22 protein-coding genes are annotated in these 23,322 nt (G+C 57.3%); 10 read left to right on the top strand and 12 right to left on the bottom strand.

The annotated features are described in order from the left end of the window. Positions 1-4: 4 nt before the first annotated feature. Positions 5-982 carry a 23S rRNA pseudouridine(955/2504/2580) synthase RluC gene (gene rluC, locus CLV83_RS05020; protein ID WP_132288373.1) on the bottom strand — a complete coding sequence of 326 codons (978 nt, stop codon included), beginning with the start codon at positions 980-982 and terminating at the stop codon, positions 5-7. Between the two features lie 551 nt (positions 983-1,533). Between rluC and rne the strand changes: the two genes are divergently transcribed. Continuing rightward, positions 1,534-4,737: a ribonuclease E gene (gene rne, locus CLV83_RS05015; RefSeq protein WP_165900242.1), complete on the top strand. Its 3,204-nt coding sequence runs from the start codon at positions 1,534-1,536 to the stop codon at positions 4,735-4,737. Between the two features lie 112 nt (positions 4,738-4,849). On the opposite strand, the gene murB is transcribed toward rne, so the two are convergent. From murB to CLV83_RS04975, 8 genes are all read right to left on the bottom strand, one after another. Further along, positions 4,850-5,863 carry a UDP-N-acetylmuramate dehydrogenase gene (gene murB, locus CLV83_RS05010; RefSeq protein WP_243642277.1) on the bottom strand — a complete coding sequence of 338 codons (1,014 nt, stop codon included), beginning with the start codon at positions 5,861-5,863 and terminating at the stop codon, positions 4,850-4,852. Then, positions 5,860-6,345: a low molecular weight protein-tyrosine-phosphatase gene (locus CLV83_RS05005; protein ID WP_132288370.1), complete on the bottom strand. Its 486-nt coding sequence runs from the start codon at positions 6,343-6,345 to the stop codon at positions 5,860-5,862. The genes murB and CLV83_RS05005 overlap by 4 nt, the downstream gene beginning before the upstream one ends. After that, positions 6,345-7,112: a 3-deoxy-manno-octulosonate cytidylyltransferase gene (gene kdsB / locus CLV83_RS05000; protein WP_132288367.1), complete on the bottom strand. Its 768-nt coding sequence runs from the start codon at positions 7,110-7,112 to the stop codon at positions 6,345-6,347. Before kdsB ends, CLV83_RS05005 begins: the two co-directional genes overlap by 1 nt. Before the next feature lie 24 nt (positions 7,113-7,136). Next, positions 7,137-7,328 (bottom strand): Trm112 family protein, encoded by a 192-nt coding sequence (locus tag CLV83_RS04995; protein WP_132288364.1) that lies wholly within the window; start codon positions 7,326-7,328, stop codon positions 7,137-7,139. Further along, entirely contained in the window at positions 7,328-8,326 is a 999-nt protein-coding gene (gene lpxK / locus CLV83_RS04990) for a tetraacyldisaccharide 4'-kinase (RefSeq protein ID WP_132288361.1), read from the bottom strand. The genes CLV83_RS04995 and lpxK overlap by 1 nt, the downstream gene beginning before the upstream one ends. Next, entirely contained in the window at positions 8,326-8,745 is a 420-nt protein-coding gene (locus CLV83_RS04985; protein ID WP_132288358.1) for an ExbD/TolR family protein, read from the bottom strand. The genes lpxK and CLV83_RS04985 overlap by 1 nt, the downstream gene beginning before the upstream one ends. Before the next feature lie 12 nt (positions 8,746-8,757). Further along, complete coding sequence (locus CLV83_RS04980; protein ID WP_132288355.1) at positions 8,758-9,378, bottom strand: MotA/TolQ/ExbB proton channel family protein; 621 nt, start codon at positions 9,376-9,378, stop codon at positions 8,758-8,760. A 64-nt stretch (positions 9,379-9,442) separates the two neighbouring features. Then, the gene (locus CLV83_RS04975; RefSeq protein ID WP_132288352.1) at positions 9,443-11,680 is read right to left on the bottom strand and encodes a DNA internalization-related competence protein ComEC/Rec2; all 2,238 of its coding nucleotides are present in this window, start codon (positions 11,678-11,680) and stop codon (positions 9,443-9,445) included. Between the two features lie 75 nt (positions 11,681-11,755). On the opposite strand from CLV83_RS04975, the gene CLV83_RS04970 reads away from it, so the two are divergent. After that, a complete protein-coding gene (locus CLV83_RS04970) occupies positions 11,756-12,304 on the top strand; it encodes a DUF2062 domain-containing protein (RefSeq protein WP_132288349.1) in 549 nt (182 codons plus the stop codon). Here the strand turns inward: CLV83_RS04970 and CLV83_RS04965 are convergent. Together CLV83_RS04965 and CLV83_RS04960 are read right to left on the bottom strand one after the other, a co-directional pair. Then, the gene (locus tag CLV83_RS04965) at positions 12,292-12,996 is read right to left on the bottom strand and encodes an ABC transporter ATP-binding protein (protein ID WP_132288346.1); all 705 of its coding nucleotides are present in this window, start codon (positions 12,994-12,996) and stop codon (positions 12,292-12,294) included. The two genes, CLV83_RS04970 and CLV83_RS04965, sit on opposite strands and share 13 nt — an antisense overlap. Beyond that, the gene (locus tag CLV83_RS04960; RefSeq protein ID WP_132288343.1) at positions 12,989-14,236 is read right to left on the bottom strand and encodes a lipoprotein-releasing ABC transporter permease subunit; all 1,248 of its coding nucleotides are present in this window, start codon (positions 14,234-14,236) and stop codon (positions 12,989-12,991) included. Before CLV83_RS04960 ends, CLV83_RS04965 begins: the two co-directional genes overlap by 8 nt. Before the next feature lie 92 nt (positions 14,237-14,328). Here CLV83_RS04960 and CLV83_RS04955 point away from each other — a divergent pair, with 92 nt between their 5' ends. From CLV83_RS04955 to CLV83_RS04920, 8 genes are all read left to right on the top strand, one after another. After that, positions 14,329-14,889 carry a PilZ domain-containing protein gene (locus CLV83_RS04955; protein ID WP_132288340.1) on the top strand — a complete coding sequence of 187 codons (561 nt, stop codon included), beginning with the start codon at positions 14,329-14,331 and terminating at the stop codon, positions 14,887-14,889. Continuing rightward, entirely contained in the window at positions 14,886-15,176 is a 291-nt protein-coding gene (locus tag CLV83_RS04950; RefSeq protein WP_132288337.1) for a hypothetical protein, read from the top strand. The genes CLV83_RS04955 and CLV83_RS04950 overlap by 4 nt, the downstream gene beginning before the upstream one ends. 105 nt (positions 15,177-15,281) lie before the next feature. After that, positions 15,282-15,983 carry a response regulator transcription factor gene (locus tag CLV83_RS04945; RefSeq protein ID WP_132288334.1) on the top strand — a complete coding sequence of 234 codons (702 nt, stop codon included), beginning with the start codon at positions 15,282-15,284 and terminating at the stop codon, positions 15,981-15,983. Then, on the top strand, positions 15,980-17,359 hold the full coding sequence (locus CLV83_RS04940; RefSeq protein WP_132288331.1) for a sensor histidine kinase: 1,380 nt from the start codon (positions 15,980-15,982) through the stop codon (positions 17,357-17,359). Before CLV83_RS04945 ends, CLV83_RS04940 begins: the two co-directional genes overlap by 4 nt. 91 nt (positions 17,360-17,450) lie before the next feature. Next, on the top strand, positions 17,451-19,409 hold the full coding sequence (locus tag CLV83_RS04935; RefSeq protein ID WP_207894733.1) for a TonB-dependent receptor domain-containing protein: 1,959 nt from the start codon (positions 17,451-17,453) through the stop codon (positions 19,407-19,409). 73 nt (positions 19,410-19,482) lie between these two features. After that, the gene (locus CLV83_RS04930; RefSeq protein ID WP_132288325.1) at positions 19,483-20,634 is read left to right on the top strand and encodes an ABC transporter substrate-binding protein; all 1,152 of its coding nucleotides are present in this window, start codon (positions 19,483-19,485) and stop codon (positions 20,632-20,634) included. Continuing rightward, the gene (locus CLV83_RS04925; RefSeq protein WP_132288322.1) at positions 20,635-21,714 is read left to right on the top strand and encodes a FecCD family ABC transporter permease; all 1,080 of its coding nucleotides are present in this window, start codon (positions 20,635-20,637) and stop codon (positions 21,712-21,714) included. Between the two features lies 1 nt (position 21,715). Then, positions 21,716-22,492, top strand: coding sequence for an ABC transporter ATP-binding protein (locus tag CLV83_RS04920; protein WP_132288319.1), 777 nt, complete (start codon positions 21,716-21,718; stop codon positions 22,490-22,492). 296 nt (positions 22,493-22,788) lie between these two features. Here CLV83_RS04920 and CLV83_RS04915 read toward each other — a convergent pair whose 3' ends face one another. Beyond that, positions 22,789-23,304, bottom strand: a complete 516-nt coding sequence (locus CLV83_RS04915) for a metal-dependent hydrolase (protein ID WP_132288316.1) — start codon at positions 23,302-23,304, stop codon at positions 22,789-22,791. Positions 23,305-23,322: the final 18 nt, after the last annotated feature.

Raw genomic sequence — 23,322 nt, 5'->3', positions numbered from 1 at the left:
CATCCTAATCCTGAGTTTGTTCAGCGCTTTTCAGCAATTTCTCGAGCGAGCGCTCGATCTGGGCATCCATGGGAGCCTCAACTTTCAACGGCGTTCCATCGGCAAGTTTAAGTTCCAAAGCCGCCGCATGCAGCATCAATCGGCGAAAACCGTAGCCGCGGAACTCTTCATTGACCTCATCTATACCGTACTTGCTGTCACCGATGATCGGATGACCGGTAAACAGGGTATGAACACGAATCTGATGCGTTCTACCCGTTTTGGGTCTGGCTTCAATCATGGTGGCCAAGTTGTCGTAGCGGCGCAGTACACGAAAATCGGTCTGCGACGGTTTGCCCGCTTGATCCACCTTAACGATTCGCTCACCAGACTTCAGCTCACCTCTCAACAAAGGCGCGTCGACACGCTTGTCGCGGCTGTCCCACTTTCCCTGTACCAGGGCGTGATAGATTTTCTGCACCCGGCGCTCACGCAAGACTTCATGCAGGTACCTCAGCATGGAACGTTTCTTGGCAATCATGATACAGCCCGAGGTATCACGATCGAGCCTATGCACCAATTCAAGAAAACGCTGCTGTGGACGCAATTGCCGCAACGCTTCGATTAAGCCGAGATTGACACCGCTACCACCATGAACGGCAAGGCCGGATGGTTTGTTCAGCACCATCAGTGCGTCATCCTCGTAAAGCACTGCGCGTTCAAGATGCTCCAGCAGTTGCTCTCCCACCACCGGCGCATCACCCTTTTCAGGTAGACGCACAGGAGGCACACGGATCAAGTCACCGGGTTGAAGCTTGTAATCTGGTTTGGCGCGTTTCTTGTTGACCCGGACTTCGCCTTTACGGAGCACCCGGTAGATGAGGCTCTTCGGCGCACCTTTCAATGCAGTGCGCAGAAAGTTATCGATGCGCTGCCCACCCTGGTCCTCGTCAACGGTAATAAACTGAACACCTTTGCCGATCTCGGCACTCTCATTTCCCATCGTTTGTCGCTATGTAGGTTCGTTGATGCACTAGGGGTTAGCTGTTATATTCTAGCGTTGCCGCAGGCGGTTGGCTTTAGGTTTTTATGAATCCATGTCGCCGGCCCCTCATTACATAGATCGAAGCGCGGCCGCGCACGTACCGACCGGCGGCAAAAAGTGAACAAAAGCTTGAAAAAGCTAGAAATTTTGACGGTTTCGAAAGAAATCAAACCTATTTATACGCAACGCTTTCACGACCTTCGTCGATGATCGAAGGTCCAGTTGAAGGTGGAGACGCACGCTGACCCGGAACCTGCCCTGCGAACGCCATAAGCGTTCCAGTTGGCAGCCACAGCCAGCAACGATAACGACAGAGGTCCGCGTTTCCTCCACCGCAGATGTGCAGACATTTAAAGCAGGCAGCCGATTATGCATGGCTACCTGCCATTGCCGCCCCGCCACCAAACGCGTGCGGAGCGGGCTGTAGTCAGAAAGACTGGGCTCCACCTTTTACATGCCGGTATGGACGACGGCGTGTGGCGTTGCGTTACATTGAGAACGCATAAAAAATGAAGAGAATGCTCATCAACGCAACTCAACCTGAAGAGTTGCGTGTTGCGCTGGTTGATGGCCAGCGCCTGTTCGACCTGGACATTGAGTCCGATAGCCGGGAACAGAAAAAGGCCAACATCTACAAAGGCCGCATCACCCGCGTCGAACCCAGCCTTGAAGCCGCCTTCGTCGATTACGGCGCTGAGCGCCACGGCTTCCTCCCTCTCAAAGAGATCTCCCGCGAATACTTCAGCAAACAGCCAGAACGTGGCCAGCGCCCCAGCATCCGGGATGTGGTCAAGGAAGGCACCGAAGTCATCGTCCAGGTTGATAAAGAGGAGCGCGGTAACAAGGGTGCCGCACTGACCACTTTTATCAGTCTGGCGGGTCGTTACCTGGTACTGATGCCGAACAACCCGCGTGCCGGTGGTATCTCCCGCCGTATCGAAGGTGACGAGCGTACCCAGCTTAAAGAAGCCCTGGCAGGCGTTAATATCCCCGACCAGATGGGCGCCATTGTGCGCACCGCCGGTATCGGCCGCAGCAGCGAAGAGCTGCAGTGGGACCTTGATTACCTGCTCACCGTCTGGGAAGCGATTACCAACGAAAGCAAGCGTGCCGCGCCTTTCCTGATCTACCGCGAGAGCAACGTGGTTATTCGCGCAATCCGCGATTACCTGCGCTCCGATATCGGCGAAGTGCTTATCGACGATCCCGTGGTATACGACCAGGCGCTAATGTTCGTGCGTCAGGTAATGCCCAGCTACGAACAGCGTATCAAGCTCTATAAGGAGCAGACCCCGCTGTTCAACCGCTTCCAGATCGAGACCCAGATCGAGACCGCATTCGAGCGTGAGGTAAAACTCCCCTCCGGCGGCTCCATCGTTATCGATCCGACCGAAGCCCTGGTGTCCATCGATATCAACTCCGCCCGCGCGACCCGTGGTGGCGATATTGAGGAAACAGCCCTCAACACCAACGTTGAAGCGGCAGATGAGATCGCACGTCAGCTGCGCCTGCGTGATATTGGCGGCCTGATCGTCATCGACTTCATCGACATGACTCCGATCAAGCACCAGCGCGAAGTTGAAAATCGCCTGCGTGATGCCCTCAAGCTGGACCGCGCCCGTGTACAGATGGGCCGCATCTCTCGCTTCGGCCTGCTGGAGATGTCACGTCAGCGCCTGCGTCCGTCACTGGCGGAATCACGCGGCCATGTTTGCCCCCGCTGTAACGGCCAGGGCACCATCCGGGATACCGAGTCACTGGCGCTCTCCATTCTTCGCCTGATCGAAGAGGAATCCGCCAAGGAACGTACCGCTGAAATCCGCGCCATTCTGCCGGTCAGCGTTGCCACCTTCCTGCTCAACGAGAAGCGTCGGGAAGTGCACGCGGTCGAACTTCGCCATGAAGTACAGGTGGTCATTGTTCCGAACCCGAACATGGAAACACCGCATTACGAAGTGGTTCGCCTGCGTGATGACCACAGCGTTTCCACGACCAACGATGCAAGCTACATGCTGCAGCCCGAAGCGGTAGAAGAGGAACCGGAAACAGCCAGCGCGCCGGTCAAGCGTGAAAAGGCCGCTGTCCAGGCTGTAGTACCGACCTCCCGCGCTCCGAGCACCTCTTCCGATGAAGAGAAAACCGAAGCCAAGCCTGCTCCGGTCGCACCCGTTGCGCCAAGCACACCCTCCTTCGGCGAACGCGTGGTTGCGACCCTCGGCCGCCTGTTCGGCAAGCGCCAGGAGGAAACTCCGGCCAAGAGCAAGGAAACGGAAAGCAAGCCAGCGGAAAGCAAGCAGAGCGCAAGCGTTAACGACGAGAGCTCAAAACCATCTCGCGACAGCAATCGCAGCAACCGTAGCGGCAGCAACAACCGTAATCGCAGCAACGATCGACGCCGCGGTAACGATCGCCGTCGCTCGCGCGATAATGACGAGGTAATCACTGTCGAGCAGGAGCAGGCCCTGCCGAAGATCGGTGACAAAAAAGAGAGCAGCGACAGCAACGACGATAAAGAGAAGTCCGATGGCAGCCGCTCCCGCCGTCGCCGTCGCAGCCGTCGTCGCGGCGATAAAAACACCAGCGACGTCCCTGCTACTGAGAATCGCGACAACGACCAGCTAAACGCCGGTGATGAAGCTGACGGCCAGGAACAAAAAGCCAAGCCCGAAAGCAAAGAAGCCAGCGAGCAGCAGAAGCCTGCAAAGTCCGCTACCAGTGACGGCAAAGAAGCGAGTGACGAAGAGGAAACTCGCAGCCGCCGTCGTGGCCGTCGTCGTCGCAGTAACACTGAGCGTAACGCTGAACGCACGCCGCTGACCGCAGCCACTGATCAGACCCAGGAGCAAGACGCGGACAGCGATCAGACCGACGCCGCCGAAAAACCGGCCAAGGAAAAGCGCAGCAAGAGCAACAAGGCAGTCAAAGCCGACCAGGAGAAAGAGACAGAAACCACCGACAGCTCTGTTTCTGAAGCCAACACATCGGCAGAAGCCACTGAAGCTCAAACTGAAGCCAGCGCAGAAGCAACCGCAGCTCCTCAGGCAGAAACTGAAGAAGAGGCAGCCAAGCCTGCTGATGTAGAGCCTAAAGAGCCTGCAGCAGAGACCTCCGAAGCCAAGTCGGTCGACAGCGCAGAATCCGCTGAAGCCGAGCAGGTCAAGCCTGCGGAAGCCGCGCAGCCCGAAGCTGAGCCGAGCGCTGAAGAGAAGGTAGAAAACACTACTACCGAAACAGAGGCGTCCACAGAAGCGACTGAAGAAAACGCCAGCACTGAAGCGAAAGAGAGCTCTGACGAAGCCGACACGGCGACAGAAGAGCCGGCCGAAGCTGTTGAACCGATCTCGGAACCCAAGCAGGGCCAGGCCGCTGCCGAGGCAACCGAATCAGAATCGGACATCATCGCTGAAGCACTGATGGCAGAAGGCGAAAAAGCCGGCGAAGCGGTGTCCGAACCCAAACAGGGCCAGGATAGCGAAGCTGACGCTACCAACACTGAAGCGACAACCTCTTCCGAAGAGACAGCTACCGAAGAAGAAGCGGCTGCCACCGAGGAACAGAACAGCGCTGACGAAAGTGAAGAACAGGAACCGACCGAGACCAAGCCGGCACCCCGCCGTCGTGCTCGCCGGGCCCCGAACGATCCGCGCGAAGTGAAACGCCGCCAGCAGCAGGAAGCCGCTGAAAGCGATTCATCCAGCGAAGCCGATAGCTAACAGGCTACTCGCCTCCACAAAAAAGCCCGCCTATTCAGGCGGGCTTTTTCTTGACTGGTTATGAGCTGCGTTTCACGCCACGTCCGATCTAGCGACTCATCAAACGCTGACCTCAGGGATAAAATTTGGGTTCTGGTTCCAGCTCCACGCCGTAGGTTTCACGCACATCTGCCTGAATAGCACCTGCCAGTCGCTCAAGCTGACCACGATCACCACCGCCGAGATTGACGAGTACCAGCGCCTGACGATCATGGACGCCAACATTGCCCATCTGCCGCCCTTTCCAACCACAATGATCGATCAACCAACCGGCAGCCAGTTTAAAACCAGCCCTATCCGGGTAAGCCACCAAACCAGGATAGGCCGCCTTAAGCCGCTCATAGTCCGCTTGGCTCACAACCGGATTCTTGAAGAAACTACCGGCATTGCCGATCTGCTCTGGATCCGGCAGCTTGTCTCGACGAGTTCGGCAAACCGTCCGGTAAACCGCTCGCGGATCCTTCTGCTCATTCGGCGACAGCTCCGTGTTCAGCGGCGCATAAGTAGTCACTGTCGCCGGCGTGCGACTGAGCAAAAAGCTCACCCGAAGGATAAGGTACCGACCGCCCTCGCGCTTAAACCGACTATCCCGATAACCGAATTCGCAGGCCTGGTTATCCAGCCAGTAGACCCGCTCCTCTTGCCAATCATAAACCTCGACCGCTTCAATGCGGTCCTTGACCTCAACGCCATAGGCACCAATATTCTGCACCGGCGCAGCGCCAACATTGCCAGGAATCAGGGCGAGATTCTCAAGGCCGTAGATACCCTGGTCTAGCAGAGAGGAGACCGTCGCATGCCAGTTCTCTCCACCGCCAAGCGTTACCCGAACCAGATCCTGGTCCATCGTTTCGATTTCACAGCCGCGGATGGTCAATTGAGCGACGATGCCCGGAATCTGGGCAGCCAGCACGAGATTGCTCCCGCCGCCGATGAGCAGCAACGGATCGCCGCTGCGCTTTAACTCGGCGTGAAGCTCTTCAACCTCACCAGGCGATTGGATCTGAACGAAACGCTCAGCAACAGCGTCGAAGCCAAGCGTATTCATCGCTTTTAACGAAAAGAGATCATGAAACTCAAGGCTCAACGCAGCAGCTCCGCCTCAAGATGCGCAAGCAGACCGTCCGATGCCGCCTCGACCAGATCAAGAACCTCTTCGAAGCCCCGGTCACCGCTGGTGTAATACGGATCAGGCACTTCAGCATCCTGTTTGCCTGCGAAATCCAGAAACAGACTCAGGTGACCATTAAACTGCGGCGGACAGACGGCCTGGAGATTGAACAGGTTCTGCTGATCCATAGCCAGAACGTAATCATATTTTTCAAAGTCTTCTGCCATCACGGCTCGGGCGCGCAACACGGAAAGGTCGTATCCACGACGAGCGGCAACAGCAGCGCTGCGCCGGTCCGGCGGCTCGCCAACGTGGTAAGCGGCCGTCCCGGCCGAGTCCACTTCAAGCAGCGCTTTAAGCTGAGGCTTTTCCGCCAGCTTGCGCCGGAAAACGCCCTCCGCCGTGGGAGAACGGCAGATATTACCCAGGCAGACAAAGAGAATTCCAGTGCTGCTCATCAGGACTCCAGCATCGCCCGAAGGCGTTCCAGATCTTCAGGGGTATCTACACCAGTGGGCGGCGCTTCAACCGCCTCTTCCACATGAATGCCAGCACCGTTATAGAGCGCACGCAACTGTTCGAGAGATTCGGTCATTTCGATCGGCGCCGGTGGCCAGGCGACGAAATCATTCAGCAGCTTGACCCGATAGGCATACATGCCGATATGGCGCTGCCAGTTAAAGCCTTGCGGCAGAGACTCCAGCTTTCCTCCCTGATTCAAGGCGGAATCACGGGGCCAGGGAATCGGCGCCCGACTGAAGTAGATCGCCATGCCGCGATGGTCACGAATCACCTTGACCACATTCGGATTTAACAGCGACTCAGCGTCGGTAATCGGCTCGGACAGCGTCGCGATGCTCGCCTCCGGTACGGCCGCCAGGTTATGAGCCACCTGGTTGATCACACGCGGCGGGATCAGGGGCTCATCGCCCTGCACGTTGACGACAATATCGTCAGCGTAGAACTGAAGTTTTTTCACCACCTCCTGCAGCCGGTCGGTGCCGGAAGGATGATCCGCGGCAGTCATGCAGACCTCAGCACCAAAACCTGTCGCACAGGCGGCAATACGGTCATCGTCGGTGGCGATGACGACACGGGTTGCCTCGCTCTCGCAGGCACGCTCATAGACATGCTGCAGCATGGGCTTGCCGGCCAGCTGGGCCAGGGGCTTCCCCGGAAAACGGCTGGATGCGTAGCGGGCTGGAATAATTATCGAAAAGCTCATAGTGTCACTTCTAAACCTAGGGTTTCACTTCTTTTCGGGCAGGCGTTCGTCACTGCTGAGGGTACGCGCTTCGCTCTCGAGCATGACGGGAATGTCATCGCGGATAGGGTAAGCCAGCCCACTGGTACGGCAGATCAACTCATTGGTTTCGCGGTTCCACTCTACCGGCGCTTTTGACACCGGACATACCAGGATATCTAGCAGTTTCTGGTCCATTACGGACTCCCGTATTTCTGTTGCAGTCTGACCAGCTGTTGGTCCAGCCAGTCGTCAAATTCTTTATCGAGCTGGGCGTCCACCGTCAACGCCCAGACACCTGGCCCAACCCAGGCATCACATTTTACGGCGTCTTTCTCCGTCATGATAACAGGCAGATCATCTTCGAAACTGATCGACTCCTCGGTTATCGCGGCATGATCAGCCAGAGGATGCGGCAAGGGATCCAGCCCGAAACCGGCCAGCGTATCGAAAAAACGCTGCGGATGACCTATACCCGCCACGGCATGCACCTGTTGAGGCCCAGACCACTGAGAAGGTGCCAGCGTTTTGCCGCTCGCCAGCTCGGTAAGCTCCCCTGGTTTCAGCTCCATGGTAGACGCGCCAGGAAAATCAAACCGGCCATGGCCGTTCAGTATAACGCGATCAACCTCATGCAACCGCTCCGGCGGCTCACGCAGGGGCCCTGCGGGCAGGCAGCGGGCATTGCCGAGCCCCCTGCTGGCATCAACCACCGCCAACTCGAGGTCTCGTCCGAGGCGATAATGTTGCAGACCATCGTCACTAATAACGATATTCACGTCACTGGACGCCAACAGCGCCCTCACCGCTTGAGGGCGGTCCGGGTCGATCACCAGCGGCACACCGCTACGACGAACAATCAGGCAGGGCTCATCCCCACCCTGCTCCGGCGTGGTTTCCGCTGTAACATAAAAGGGATAATGAGGAGCCTTGGTACCATAGCCCCGGCTGACCACGCCCGGGCGATAACCGCGGGCTCTGAGTTTATCGATCAAACTGAGGGTGAGCGGAGTTTTGCCACTGCCACCCACACTGATATTACCCACGATTATCACCGGTACCGGTGCCCGCCACTGGCTTTCAGGCAGGCTCAGCCGCTGACGGCGCCGACGGGAAAGCGTGCGATAGATCCACTCCAGCGGTACCAGCAGCCGCAACCAGGGCGCGCCACTGTACCAGCTGTTCTCGAGCCCCATCAGCGGGACTCCACTTCCCGCGTGGATATACTCAAATGGATAAAGCCCAGCTGACCCGCCACATCCATGGCCGTAACCACGGACTGGTGAGGAGTCTGAGCGTCAGCGGTAATGATAAAGGGCAGAGAACGATCTTCACCCGCCTCTTCCGCGATAGCACGTTTGAGGGTCTGCGCCTGAGTATTGACCAGAGCACGGCCGTTAACGCTGTACTGCCCCTGGGCGTTTATCACCACATCGAGCGTCTCCGTCTTGGCAGCCGCCTCGCCATTACTGGCCTGAGGCAGATCCACATCAAGATGGGTTTCCTTGGTAAAGGTCGTTGAGACCATAAAAAAGATCAGCAGCAGAAACACCACATCGATCAGTGGTGTCAGGTTGATGCTGACCTCTTCGCGGCGCTGACGCTGAAAATGCACTGGGATCTCCCGCTATTTGAAATCCACTTCACGCTCGCCATGGACAATCTCGACCAGCTTGATCGATTCCTGCTCCATGGTCAGCACCAGGGTATCTACCTTGCGTTGAAAATAGCGGTGCAGCACCAGCGCCGGAATCGCGACTGACAGCCCTGCTGCCGTGGTGATCAGCGCCTCGGAGATCCCTCCCGCAAGCACACCGGCATTGCCCGTGCCCTGGATCATAATCTCAGTAAACACCTTGATCATGCCGATTACGGTACCCAGCAGACCCAACAGCGGTGTAATCGCAGCAATAGTCCCGAGGCTATTGAGAAAGCGCTCCAGCTCATGAACGACAAGGGTTGCCGCTTCCTGAATGCTTTCTTTCATCACTTCGCGACCGTGCGAAGAACTATTTAAGCCAGCCACGACGATCACGCCCAGCGGGCTGTCATGCTTAATGGAGCGCATGCGCTCCGGTGTCATCTCACCACTACGGACAAGCTCCCACACCTGCGCGAGTAATCCCTGAGGAATCACGCGTGTGGTTCTCAGCGCCACCAAGCGCTCTACGACAATTGCTAATGCTAAAATAGAGCAGGCAATTATCGGCACCATTAGCCAGCCACCCGCTTGAATCAAATCGAACACGACTTCGCCTCCTGTACAGCCGGGTTGTTACTCTACCATAGCCTCGCGCAGCCTGAGTAGATACTTAACCCGCTGTCCAGTAACGTCTTTTTACGTTTCTCCAAACGCTTGTTTCGCATGCTTCACCGCCATGGAGCAAAACGGCACCCTCTTCAGCCGTATCGATAATCTCTGCGCCGCTGTGCCGGACACGCTCAACCACATCGGCGGCCGGATGACCGAAGCGATTAAAGCTACCGCGACTGAAAATGACCGCCTGCGGCGACATCCGGTTGAGAAACAACTGGGAGGATGAGGTGGCACTGCCGTGATGTCCCGCCACCAACCAGGTAACCGGGCCGAGATTCTGTTGTCTTATCAACTGCCTCTCACCGGCTTTACCCAGGTCCCCGGGGAGCAAAAGAGAACAGTGACCATTGCTGATTCTGACTACACATGACCGGGCGTTGCTGTCTGCCTTGCCGGTATGCACCTGCAACGCGACGATCTCAACCCCACTCCAGTTCCACGTCAACGCCTCTTCGCCACACCGCTTTTGGGAGGATAACCCCACGACCCGCTCACCACTGATAATCTCGGCCACCGTCATCTGTTCAATGAGCGAATCCACTCCACCGGTGTGGTCACTGTCACCATGGCTTAGCACCAACAAGTCGATTTCGGCCATAGCCTTTGAACGCAGTTCAGGAGCAACCGCATAAGGGAAGGCACTGCCACCGCCGGGATACCCAGGACCTGTGTCATAAAGCAGGCTTCCATCTCGGGTTTCCACCAACACGGCCAGCCCCTGTCCCACATCAAACAGCGTGACGTCAAACTCCCCTTCTTCGGGCCCTGCTGGCTCAGAGGCGAGCAATGGCAAAAGAAGGATCAGCGCCGGCCAGCGCCAGCGAAATGGCAGCGGCTGGATCCACCAGAGAGCTGCCCCAAATGACAGAATCACTGCCAGAATACCTGGTGCAGGTATTTTCAGATAAAGGCCGACAAGGTCACGCGCTGCAGCCAGCGCCAGCCAGAACTGTTCGATCCCCACACTCATCACATGGACCAGCAACTCACTACCGCTGATGAGTGCAAGTGGCAGCAACAGGGGCAACAACATCACCAGCAAAGAGATCAACGGAACGGCGAACAAGTTCGCCAACGGCGCCAGAAACCCCACCTGATAGAACAGCGCCGCGGTCACTGGCAGCATGCCGATAAACAGCGTTCCCTGCACTCTGCACCAGGTCGCCAGAAAACCACGTAATCGCTGTCTTTGGGCGAGCATCCAGAGCAAGAGCGCAACAGCACCGAACGATAGCCAGGCACCGGGTTCTGTTATCGCCAGTGGCTGAACCAGGGTTACAGCTACCAGTGCACAGCGCCAGCGGAGCCATCCACTGACCGGTCTCAGTGCCCACTCGCCCGCCAGAAAGATCAACACCATGACCAGGGATCGTTGCACCGGAATAGCCATGCCCGACAATAGTGCGTAGCCGATAGCCAGCATAGCCGCCAGCAGCAGACCGCCGCGGCGCACCTGCACAGAGGAAACCCCGCATCCCAGCAACAGCCCGCCAACCGCTCTCGAAAGCAGCATGCCCACGCCAGCGATGACCGCTATATGCAGTCCACTGACCACCATCAGATGAGCGGTGCCGGTCTCGCTAATCAGACGCCACTGGTCATCCGTCAACCGTGAACGGTCTCCCAACACCAGCGCGCCCAGCGTTGCTGAAGCTACGGCAGAGAAACGCTGATCCAACTGGTTACTCAGGTACTGACGAAATGAAAGCAAGCCAGGCGGTGCCTCGTCCCGGCGATTAAGATCCAGGATGTAACCACGGCCATCGATCGACGCCATCAGGTTTCGTTTTTCCAGATCGAAGGCGTGCGGGTTGCTGAGTCCTCGCGGCGGAAATAGGCGCACGACGACATCGATACGATCACCAGCCTGTAATACGGGGGCCACATCATAGTAGGATAGTTTCACTCGCCGCAGCCTGGCTAACGCTGGTTCTGAGCTGGCGACGCTGTCTACTTTCAGCACAAACGTCTGGCGTCTGCCCGCCGTAGCGGGGATGGATATCAGAGTTCCGCTAAGAGAGAGATCGCTGCGGGCATAAGCATCAGGCAGCCGATGATCCAGCTGCCAGGCGCCCCAAATAGAGGCGAGCAGAACACCCGCAGTGAACAGGAAAGCCTGTTGACGCGCGGGTTTGACTGCGGATGCCAAGGCACCCGCCAGCAGTAACAGCCAGACGCCGTTAAGGCCAGGCAACATGGCCACGGCGAGAAGGCCGACAAGATAAGCGATCATCCTTGATCTCAAATTGTTGGCTTAAGAGGTCACACTCGGCATAATGCCCGCACAGATGTGAGTTAACACGTTAATATGCCGCGCAAAATCTTCAAGAAGTACATGCCGGACCAGCACAAGCTGCGTGCCCACCCCTCCCTGCGCTGGCTAGGGGAACACCTGCATGACCCTAATCTTTGGCACCTGACCCGCAAATCGGTCTCCCGCGCCTTTCTGGTGGGTGTCTTCTGTGCCTTTCTGCCGATACCCGGGCAGATGCTGGTCGCTGCGGTACTGGCACTGGTTCTGGCCGGCAACTTGGCCATTTCCATCGGCCTTGTCTGGCTGACAAACCCGATCACCATCCCACCGATCTTCTATTTCACTTACCGGATCGGTGCCTGGCTGCTGGACAGCCATATCCGTAAAGACATCAGCTTCCACTGGGACCTGGCCACTATCCAGTCAGAGATTGCCGCCATCTGGTGGCCACTGCTGCTGGGTTCATTGCTGACGGGAATCGTGCTGTCGCTGCTGAGTTATGTAGCGGTTCACTGGTTCTGGATCTGGCACGTCAATAAAAGCTGGCGCAAGCGCGGGCAGCTGCGCGCCGCCCGACGTAAGAAGTCCGATCAGGCTGACTGACCAGACTCACTGCCCGTAAACGGCTGCAGACGTCCGTCGACAATCTCCACCACTCTATCCATCCGGCTCGCCAGGGACAGGTCGTGGGTCACAGTAATAAACGCCGTGCCCGACTCCCTGTTCATCTGATCCAGGCAGTTTTCAACCTCCTGGGCGGTGTGTCGATCCAGATTACCGGTGGGCTCATCCATCAGCACGCAGGCGGGCTTACAGACCAGGGCGCGGGCTATCGCTACGCGCTGACGTTCACCACCACTGAGCTTGCCCGGTTTGTGCGTCAGCCTGTGCCCCATACCCACCTGCTCCAGCAACTCAGCAGCCGCCTTACGCGCCTCAGCAACTGAGTGGCGACCGAGCACGAGGGGCATGGCCACATTTTCCAGTGCCGAGAACTCATTCAGCAGATGATGGAACTGATAAACGAAACCAAGGTGACGGTTGCGGATCGCCGAACGCCTGACCTCACTGACCTGATACAAGGCTTCACCGGCCACGGAGACTTCTCCGCTATCCGGTTTATCGAGACCACCCAGAATATTCAGCAGCGTACTTTTACCGCTGCCTGACGCGCCGATGATCGCCACGCGTTCACCGCTGTTGACGCTGAACGTGACATCATCGATCACAATCATCTCATTACCGGCTTCGTGATAACTGCGTCGAACGCCGGATGCCTTAAGAACTTCACTCATAACGCAGAGCCTCCGCCGGTTGAGTACGTGATGCCCGCCAGGCGGGGTAAATGGTGGCCAGGAAACTGATGCCCAGCGCCGTCGTGGTGATCAATGTCACATCCGGCCACTGCAGCTGGGACGGCAGGTAACTGATAAAGTAGACATCGGCGGACAGGAACTGAATACCGAAGCTCTGCTCGATCCAGGCGACAATATCGGTAACGCTCAAGGCCAGAATGATCCCGAGGATCGTGCCCAGCAGCGTTCCGATCACACCGATCACCACGCCCTGAACAATAAAAATCCGCAGGATCACCGAAGGCGTTGCCCCCATGGTGCGCAGAATCGCAATATCCGCCCGCTTGTCGGTGACCACCATCACCAGTGTCGACACGATATTAAACGCCGCTACAAAGACGATCAGAAACAGCAGCAGACCGATCATCCGTTTCTCAAGCTGGATCGCCTGAAACAGGTTGCCGTGGGTACGGGTCCAGTCGCTGACACTGAGCATTCGGTTCTGGCTACGGGCCAGTTCACGAGCCAGGTTAGGTGCCTGGAACAGGTCCTCGAAATGCAGCTGAACACCGTCAACAGCTCCCGGGGTCATTCGCTTGAGACGCGCTGCATCCTCGATATTAACGTAGGCCAGGTTCGCATCGAGCTGAGCCCCCACCGAGAAGATACCGCTGACAGTGAAGCGTTTCAGTCGCGGCGTGATTCCCGCCACACTGACCGACGCTTCCGGCAATACCAGCGTGACCTTATCGCCGACGCTGGCACCGATATAACGCGCTAATAGCTCACCCAGCACGATGCGGTATTCGCCGGACTCCAGGTCCGTCAGCTGGCCGTACTGCATATGCTGACCGATAATTGATACCTGATCTTCATAGTCAGGATCGACACCATTGACCATTACGCCCTGCACGCGCCCGGCGTGAGTCAGCATACCCTGAGCCTGGATATAGGGCGCAACACCCTGCAGCCCCTGGGCGCCCTGAATCTCATCTGCCAAAGAGCGCCAGTCGTTGAGCTCATCCCCGTAGGCACTCAGGGTTGCATGGGGAACCATACCGAGGATCCGCTGCTTCAACTCCCGATCGAAACCGTTCATCACTGAAAGCACGAGAATAAGCGCCGCCACACCCAGCATAAGACCGAGCATCGATACCAGCGAAATGAAGGAGATAAAGTGATTGCCACGCTTGGCGGCGGTGTAGCGCAGACCCACAAAGAGAGAGAGGGGTTTAAACATTGAGTAATCTTGTCCCTGTTACCGGCTAACAGCCGGACTGCATATTTGTTTATACTCGAAGGTGACAAATCCGACACTAAAAGGAGCCAGACGTGGACCAGGAACGCCGCCAGTTTTATCGCATCGACCAACCGGTTGTGATCGACTATAAGGTCGTGTCCAGCGACGAAGTCGCAGGCTCTTCCCAACCCTATCAGTTCAACGTGTCGCCCTACTTTCTGCTGCAGAGCCAGCTGGCCGAGATCGATTCGGAGTCACAGCACCTGATCTATAAGATCGGAGAGTCTACCCCACATCTGGCCACGTATCTGCAACAACTGAACAAAAAGCTGGACCTGATCGCCAGCACCATTGCCGGCACCGATCTCGACCTGGAACACAGCCATACCCAAACCATTAACCTGAGCGAGGGCGGCCTTTCCTTCGTAACCACCGAAGCGATCCCCATGGAAAGCTACCTGGCTTTGAAGCTGGTGTTTCCCGATAACGGTTTGGGACTGCTGCTTTATGCAGAGGTTCAACGCTGTAGCGAGGTCGACTCAGGCTACGAACTGGGGGTCTCATTTATGCTGATGCCGGAAAGCTGCCGTACACTCCTGGCCAGGTTGATCCTGGAAGCCCAGGCGAAAAACCGTAAGAGACTCGTGGAATGAACAGAAAAGAAAAACGCACCAAGCTGCTCCACCACCTGGGTGTCGGATGCGGCTTTCTCGGCCTGATCCTCTGGTTCTTTGTTGGCAGAGAGCTTGGTGTGCTCGATTGGGCAGCATCACTGGCGCCGGAAGGCTATAGCGGTGCGGCACTGATGCTGGGGATCATGCTGATAATGACTCCCGCCTTCGCGCTATGGACACTCTTCAATCGCTGGCTCGAGCGTAAACTGACAATCACGGGCCGCTATATGGAAGACGACGTCTACCTGCCCCCCAAAAAACGCTGATCGACCTCACTTCTTCAGCCACTCAAGCCCATAAACCTTTGCTACGGACTGTCTATGAGTTAGCATTAACGATATTTATTATCATTCGTATTACTAATAATAACGATGCACTCAGATACCCCGGCACGCGCTCATGTCTTCGTCGTCGAGGACGACCCTACCCTCAGCAGCCAGATCACCGAGCTGCTGCAGGCCAAGGGCTTTACCACTCAACAGTCCCAGGATGGTGAGGAAGCCCTGCTTATTGCCCTCAAGACGCGCTTCGACCTTATCCTCCTGGATGTATTACTCCCCTCCTGCGACGGCTTCTCACTCCTCCAGCGTTTGCGGGAAAAATGCCAGACACCGGTGATGATGCTTACCGCCTGCGGCGCCGAGGAGGAACGCATTCGCGGTTTCAACAAGGGCGCCGATGACTATCTGCCCAAGCCCTTCAACTCCACCGAGCTGCTGTTACGCATCAACGCCCTGCTGCGCCGTTCAATGGGGAGAGCCTCCCAGCAGGAACAGTTCCAGTTGAGCCTCAACGGTCTGACAATGCAGCGCCAGCAGCAACTCGTGCACTATGAAGGCCAGCCGATACAACTGACTCCGATTCAGTTCAAGCTGCTCTGGATACTGGCCCGCCATCCTGGCGAGACACTGAGCAAACCCTATCTGTATCAGGTCGTTCTGGAGCGTGAATACAGCAGGCACGACCGCAGTCTTGATATGCACCTCAGCCGTGTCAGACGCAGGCTGGTCGAGGCGGGTATGACGGCAGACCGGCTGCAAACCATGCATGGCACCGGGTATTCACTGACATGAGGCGGCGACTGTTCTGGAAACTCTGCACCACAGTCGCAGCGGGGACGGTGCTGCTTTTCTGGGCTATCAACCACCTGGCTTCACATACCGAGCAGCGTATGAGTTTTATCGCTGACGAGCACCAGCGCACTCTGGTCGCTTACGGACGCAAAGCGGAATCGCTTTATCTCAGTGGGGATGAAGCAGCGCTGGCCGCCTGGCTCAGAGAGCTGCAGACTCAAGAGGATACCTGGGCAGCGGTGGTGCAATCGGAGCTCAGGCCCATCGCCGGCAGCAGCCTGTCGCAACAGTTCGTGGAAGGCTTTCGGCTGGGTCGCCATGTGGAGTGGAAGATACACCTCTACTTTACCGAAAACCCGATCATGGATATCACCTTTACCGACGGCCACACCCATTTCCTGATCCGGCTGCCACAGCGGATGAGACCCGGGTCGATGCAACCCTACATCGGCCCGCTACTGAAAGTGCTCCTGCCCCTTTCGCTGCTTATACTGCTGAGCGTCGTTTTATACCGTCATGTCATGGGACCATTGCGCCGACTGGAACGCGCCACCCGTCAGTTCAGCGACGGGCTATACGATGTGCGTGTTGCCAACGATCTGGGAAACCGGCGCGACGAGCTGACAGGGCTTGCAGAATCTTTTGATCACATGGCCGAACGCACCGGCAGTCTTATCCGAAGCCAACGCCACCTTATCGCCGATCTTTCCCACGAACTTCGCACTCCCCTTACGCGCATCGACATGGCGCTCAGTCTGAGTAACCAGACAAACCAGCAGGAAATTCTCGACCGCATCAAAAGAGACAGTGCACAGATGCGCGCACTGGTGGAAGATAGCCTCACCCTCGCCTGGCTGGAAAACGAACGCCCCCGGCTAGACCCGGAAGATCTGGATCTGACCGATCTGACCGACAGCATTCTGGATGATGCCCGTTTCGAGTTTCCGCAACATCGGATCACAGCGCTTCTGCCCGATCACGCCCGTTTATGCGGAAGCAGCCAACGGCTCCTGGGACAAGCGCTGGAAAACATAGTCCGAAATGCACTGCATTACACCCCTCCCGGCGGACAGGTTAGTGTCACGCTAACCCGACAGGACGAGGAGTACCGTATCCAGATCAGCGACCAGGGGCCTGGGGTTCCCGAGGCGGAACTCAGGTCGATCTTTCGGCCTTTCTACCGGGTCGACCGTTCCCGCCATAATGAACCGCGCGGTTATGGACTTGGGCTCGCCCTAGCACTCAGACAGGTGGAAGCGGTGGCAGGTTCGCTAAGGGCGTTTAACGCAGCCGAGGGCGGCCTTTGTATGGAGATTCGCCTACCCTGCAACACCGGTCACCTGGAGTCTCCCGCCACGGAACCTCAAGCCGTGTAACAATTGTAAAAGTTCTTTTATTCATCACTCTCCAAGATAAGAATACGAACATATTGCATTTGCGAATAAATATCATCTGGAGAGTATGAGAGTGGAAAAGCGACTATCCCTGCCCCTGCGTCCCTGCCTGCTGGCCATCGCGGTATCCGGAGTCCTCGCCAGCCAGACTGCGCTGGCCGACGAGCAGCCCGTCGTGCTGCAGAAGATCGATATCACCGGCAGCAAACCCTTAGCCGAAACCGGCCATGTTGATTCCCAACAGCTGGATCAGATTCAGGCCAACGACCTGGAAGACGTGTTTCGCCAGCAGCCAGAGGTTTCCGTCGGTGGCTCACTCGGCGTGGCGCAGAAGATCTACGTTCGGGGCCTTCAGGATAGTCTGCTCAATGTGAGCATCGATGGCGCGACCCAGGGTGGCTCCCAGTATCATCACAGCGGCCGCCTTTCCATCGAACCGGATCTCATCAAGGCTGTGGAAGTAGACGCAGGGACCGGCGATGCCACCTCTGGCCCCGGCTCTCTCGGCGGCGCTATTCGGTTCATCACCAAGGATCCCGAAGATCTGTTGCAGGGCGATGAGCGTATTGGCGCGCTGATCAAAGGCAGCTACTACAGCAACGGTGATGTCGGCAAACTGAGTACCAGCCTTTACGGCCGCCTCGGTGAGGACTGGAGCGGCCTGGTGTCTTTGAGCGCCAGCGATCAGGATCAATTTGAGGATGGTAACGGCGATGACGTCGCCGGCACCGAATCAGAGCAACAACTGGGCTTTGCCAAGCTGGTGGGTCATATCGGCGATAGCCAGACCCTGAGATTCAGCTTCGAAAACCGCACCGATGAAGGCGATCGCCCCCAGCGCCCACAATGGATCGTCAGCGACTGGAACCCCGCTTACCCGATGGAGACCGAGCGTGAAACCCTCACCTTCGGCTACAACATCAATCCGCTCGGTAATCAGTTCGTCGATGCAGACCTCAGCGTATACAACACAGAAACCGAGCTGCAGCAGGACGGTCGCTGGGGCCTCTACTTTGGTACCACCGAAAGTACAGGTTTCGATCTTCGCAATACCAGCGTTCTCGGCAACCACTCCCTGACCTACGGTATCGACTACCGCGAAGACAAGGTGTATCTGGGTCCTGAGGGCGACACCCGGCTCGATCAGGAGGACGGAGAGGTGCGCGGTATATATCTGCAGGATCGCTGGCAGATCATCGAACCGCTGACACTCAGCGCCGGCCTGCGCCACGACCGCTACGAGCTCGACGACAAGGCCGACCAGTCATTCGAGGAATCCGGCACCAGCCCGAACCTTGGCCTGGAATACGCCTTCAACAACGGGCTGACACTGTTCGCGCGTCACGCTCAGGCATTCCGCGGCCCAGAGACTCAGGAAGCTTTCCGGCTGGATGTTTACAGCAACGACCCGAACCTAAAAGCAGAAGAAGCGGTTAACAATGAGATCGGGTTCGATTACACCCAGGATGGCTTCTTCATCAGCGGCAAGGTGTATCAGAGCCGCATCGACGATGCCATCGCCGCCGCGGCCGGTCGCCTCTACACCAATGTGGGCGATGTGGATTCCGACGGTTACCTGATCACCCTGGGCCATCAGTGGCAGCAGCTGAGCGCCAGCCTGAGCTTCCACCACAATGATGCCGAGATCGACGGCATGAAACTGAACGCCTACGACCACGGCGGCCTGGGGAACTCCATCGGCGATACCCTCACAGCCAACCTCGACTATCGTGCCAGCGACGCCTGGCGCATGGGCTGGAACGCCCGGTTCGTCAAAGGGATCGATGATATCGAAACCTCTGCCGGCGAGATCGACAAGCCGGGCTACGGCGTACACGACCTTTACGTTGAGTGGCTGCCCACTGGGCACGACAGGCTGAAGGTCAATCTGGCTGTCATGAACCTGTTCGACAAACAGTATATCGACCACGCCAGTAACGGCAGCTTCGATCATATCCCTGGATGGGAAGGTGTCGTAGGCATGCCAGAAAGCGGCCGCGACATCCGCCTCTCGTTGGCAGCGCGTTTCTAAACGCTGCTTCACTTGCGAGCCTGCGGCCCTTTGGCACCAGGCTCTTTTTCAGTTTGGCCACCGGATTCATTCAATGTTTAGCTCAATCACCCTGCCTGACCTGAAGCGGCTGGGACTTGGCCTGCTGGCAGGCCTCGCCTGGCTCTGCGCAGGCCACACCCAGGCCCAGACCGTCACCGACCTGGCCGGACGCCAGGTTGAAGTACCTGCAGAGGTCCAGCGGATCATTCTTGGCGAAAGCCGCTATATCCCGGCGTTAGCGATCCTGGAACCAGAGCAGCCGCTGGCGCGCATCGTCGGAATGCTGCCCGATTTAAGGCTCGCAGACCCGGGCAGTTACGCTCAGTACCAGAAGCTCTATCCGGAAATTGATGAGATACCAGAGATTGGACGCACCTCGAAAGATTCCTTCAGTCTGGAACAGACGCTGACGCTGGATGCCGACCTCGCCCTGTTTGGGCTGGAGGGACACGGCCCCTCTTCACATGATGCAAGATTGATCAAGCAGCTGGAGCAGGCTGGCGTCACCGTGCTGTTTCTGGACTTCCGTCAGGATCCGATCCGCAACACGCCTGTCAGTATGCAACTGCTTGGCGAGGTGCTGGGCCGCACTTCAGAGGCCGCCGCCTTTACCGACTTTTATCGGCAGCAACTGAACGAAATCGACCGTCGCCTTGCCGAGCTGAGCCCAGAGCTGACGCCCCCCACCGTTTTTCTGCACAGCCGGGTGGGCCGCCAGGATCAGTGCTGCGAGACCATGGTCAGGGGTATGCTCGGCCATTTCATCGATTATCTGGGCGCCACCAATATCGCCGCAGATAGCGTACCCGGCGTCAGCGGTGTGCTTAACCTGGAGTACCTGCTGGTCAATCAACCGGATGTCTACATCGCAACCGCCATTGGATCACCGGATACCCTGGTTGAAGATCCCCAATATATTGCGTTGGGTGCGGGTATCGATGCCGAGACGGCCCGCTCCAGCTTTCAGCATGTACTGTCCCAACCGGGACTGGCGCAGCTGAACGCGGTGGAGACCGGCCGTGCTTTCGCGGTCTGGCATCATTTTTACAACTCCCCATTCAATATCGCCGCGCTGCAGGCCTTCGCCCAATGGCTCTACCCGGAGACCTTCGCCGATCTTGAGCCAGAGCAGACGCTGGCGACGCTTTATCAGCGCTTTCAGCCGGTCGGGCTGGAAGGCGCCTACTGGACGGGGGTGAAGTAAATGGCCGTCAACAGTACTGTTCCCACTACCGACGCCAGCGATACCCGGACACTGGCGCAGCACTATCGGCGTTTTATCGGCTGGCGACTGGCAGCACTTCTACTGCTTGCTTTCGCGCTGGCGATATCCCTGCTCTGTGATATCGCCACGGGCCCGGCGTCTCTGGCACCCGGCCAGGTGCTACAAGGGTTGATCTATCCGGAAGATCTCGATGCCGCGACACGGGTAATTATCTGGGAAGTTCGCTTGCCTTACGCATTGATGGCGCTTATGGTCGGTGGCGCCCTCGGGTTGGCGGGCGCTGAGATGCAGACAGTGCTCAACAACCCACTGGCCAGCCCTTTTACCCTCGGCGTTGGCGCCGCCGCTACCCTGGGGGCATCGCTGGCTATCGTTTTCCCGGTGGGCCTGTTTGGCCTCAGCAGCGCCATCATGCTGCCGCTTTCAGCCTTTGTTTTCGCCACTGCAGCGTCGGGCCTTATTTTATTGCTGTCGCGTTTTTTCGGCGCCGGGGTACATACCGTCGTACTGTTCGGAATCGCGCTACTCTTCGGCCTCAACGCACTGGTGGGTCTGCTTCAGTTCATCGCCGATTACGATGCCCTGCAGCAGATCGTGTTCTGGACCATGGGCAGCCTTGCCCGCGCCAGCATCGATAAGGTCGCGGTGGTCGCCCTGGTATTGTTCTGCTGTCTGCCCTTTTCCATGGCTCAGTCCTGGTCGCTGACGGCCCTGCGTAGCGGGGAGGATCAAGCCCGCAGCCTTGGTATCCGGGTTGAGCGGTTACGCCTGATAGTACTGGTGCGCGTCAGCCTGCTGACCGCCGTCGCCCTCTCGTTTGTGGGGGAAATCGGTTTTATCGGCCTGGTCGGCCCCCATATAGCGCGTTTGCTGCTGGGCGAAGACCATCGTTTCTTCCTGCCGGGCAGCGCCCTCGCCGGCGCCCTGCTGCTGTCGCTGTCCTCGATCGCCAGCAAGCTACTGGTGCCGGGTATCCTGCTGCCGGTGGGCATCGTCACCGCACTGGTGGGTATCCCGCTGTTTCTCGCCCTGATCATCACCCGTGGACGGGAGCTCTGATATGTCACTCTGGATACGTGAATTAACGGCCGGCTATCGTCGTCGCACCGTATTGGAAGGGATAGCGCTGCAGCCTTTCCCCGAGGGCAGCCTGATCGGCGTCATCGGCCGCAATGGCGCGGGCAAATCCACCCTGCTCAAGTCTCTGGCCGGGTTACAGCCCTATCGGGGCGATGTCCTGTTCGACAATCAGCCGATCAATCTGAAAAAATGGGGCACGTTGGCGAGCCAGCTCGGTTACCTGCCGCAAAGCCTGCCTCAACCCACCTCGTTGATCGCCTACGAAACCGTGTTCAGCGCCAGCCGGGCGATGATCAACAGCTTTGATCGTGCAAAACTGGAAGCGGCCATAGAACGAGTCTTCGCCACCCTGGGTATCCGTGAACTAGCGCTGCGTAAACTCAGCGAACTGTCCGGTGGACAACGCCAGATGATCGGCCTGGCTCAGGTACTGGTGCGCTCGCCTCGCCTGTTGCTTCTGGATGAGCCCACCAGCGCACTGGATCTTCACTGGCAGCTTAACGTGCTTAACTGTGTCCGTGACGTCACCCGCGAGCAGGAAGCCACCGCCATGGTCGCTATCCACGATATCAATCTTGCGCTGCGCTTCTGCGACCAGCTACTCGTGCTGGGCCAGGGCGGCGTACTGGCTCAGGGGCCTGCCCGCGAGGTTCTTACCCCTGAGGTACTGCGTGAGGCCTACGGCATTGAGGGGAGAATCGAGCGCTGTTCCAACGGCACCCCCATCGTGCTCTGCGATCGCGCCATCGAGCACTGAACAGAAACATTGAGACGTCATAACAGCCCAAATACCTCCAAGCGTGAGGGTAACGCTGTTATGGGACCTGGGCTCAGTGATCCTTGCTACGGTAGGTATAAAGCCTTGGGACTCGTACCTGTGTGACAGGTCTAGAAACGTCTGGGAACGGTGCTATGCATGTGCCAGCCCAGACGTTTTTGAATCTATTGAGTGCCGCTCGAAGACGCCCCTATTACTGAGCCGTATCAAACCCTCAAAGTCTGACGATAGCCGATGGCCCGAAGGTGACTTTAACGCCTAATGCAAGCACGCGCTTACGCGTCGCTTTGCCTTTGCTTGTTAAATTTTCGTGCCCAGATTATGGCGAAGTAAAGAGCACCGCCCACTAAACCACTATATAAGCACACCTTGTGTAAAGCTTGAATAGAGATTAAGCCGAGAAACATATTTGCTTTACTTGCTGGGAAAAACGGCTCTACGTCCGAATGCATTATGCTATCAAGTAATACATGACTAAAGGTGCCAATAAATGCAGATAGAAAACAAACCCACCAAGAAATTTTTACTTGCCACTGTGGATTAAGACCTAGAACAAAGAGGCCGATTTCAGAGAGGTACTTACCAGAGAGCGCTGAAAATATGGCCAATAGAATAGCACCGATATATGTGTGGGAGAAACCGTGGAGATGCCCTTCACCTGAAATCATGACAACAAGGGGCTGAATATCCATAACAATCTGAGCCCAGCCGAATACCATTAAACTAAAGCTACTTTGAAGTATGGCTTTGACCAAAACTCCCGGCCCCATATGTAATGGTGTAAATGGCATGCACTCTCCTTTTGTGGT

Origin of the sequence: Marinobacterium mangrovicola (assembly GCF_004339595.1) — a bacterium.
Classification (GTDB): Bacteria; Pseudomonadota; Gammaproteobacteria; order Pseudomonadales; family Balneatricaceae; genus Marinobacterium_D; species Marinobacterium_D mangrovicola.
This window is presented reverse-complemented; position numbering and strand designations above follow the sequence as displayed.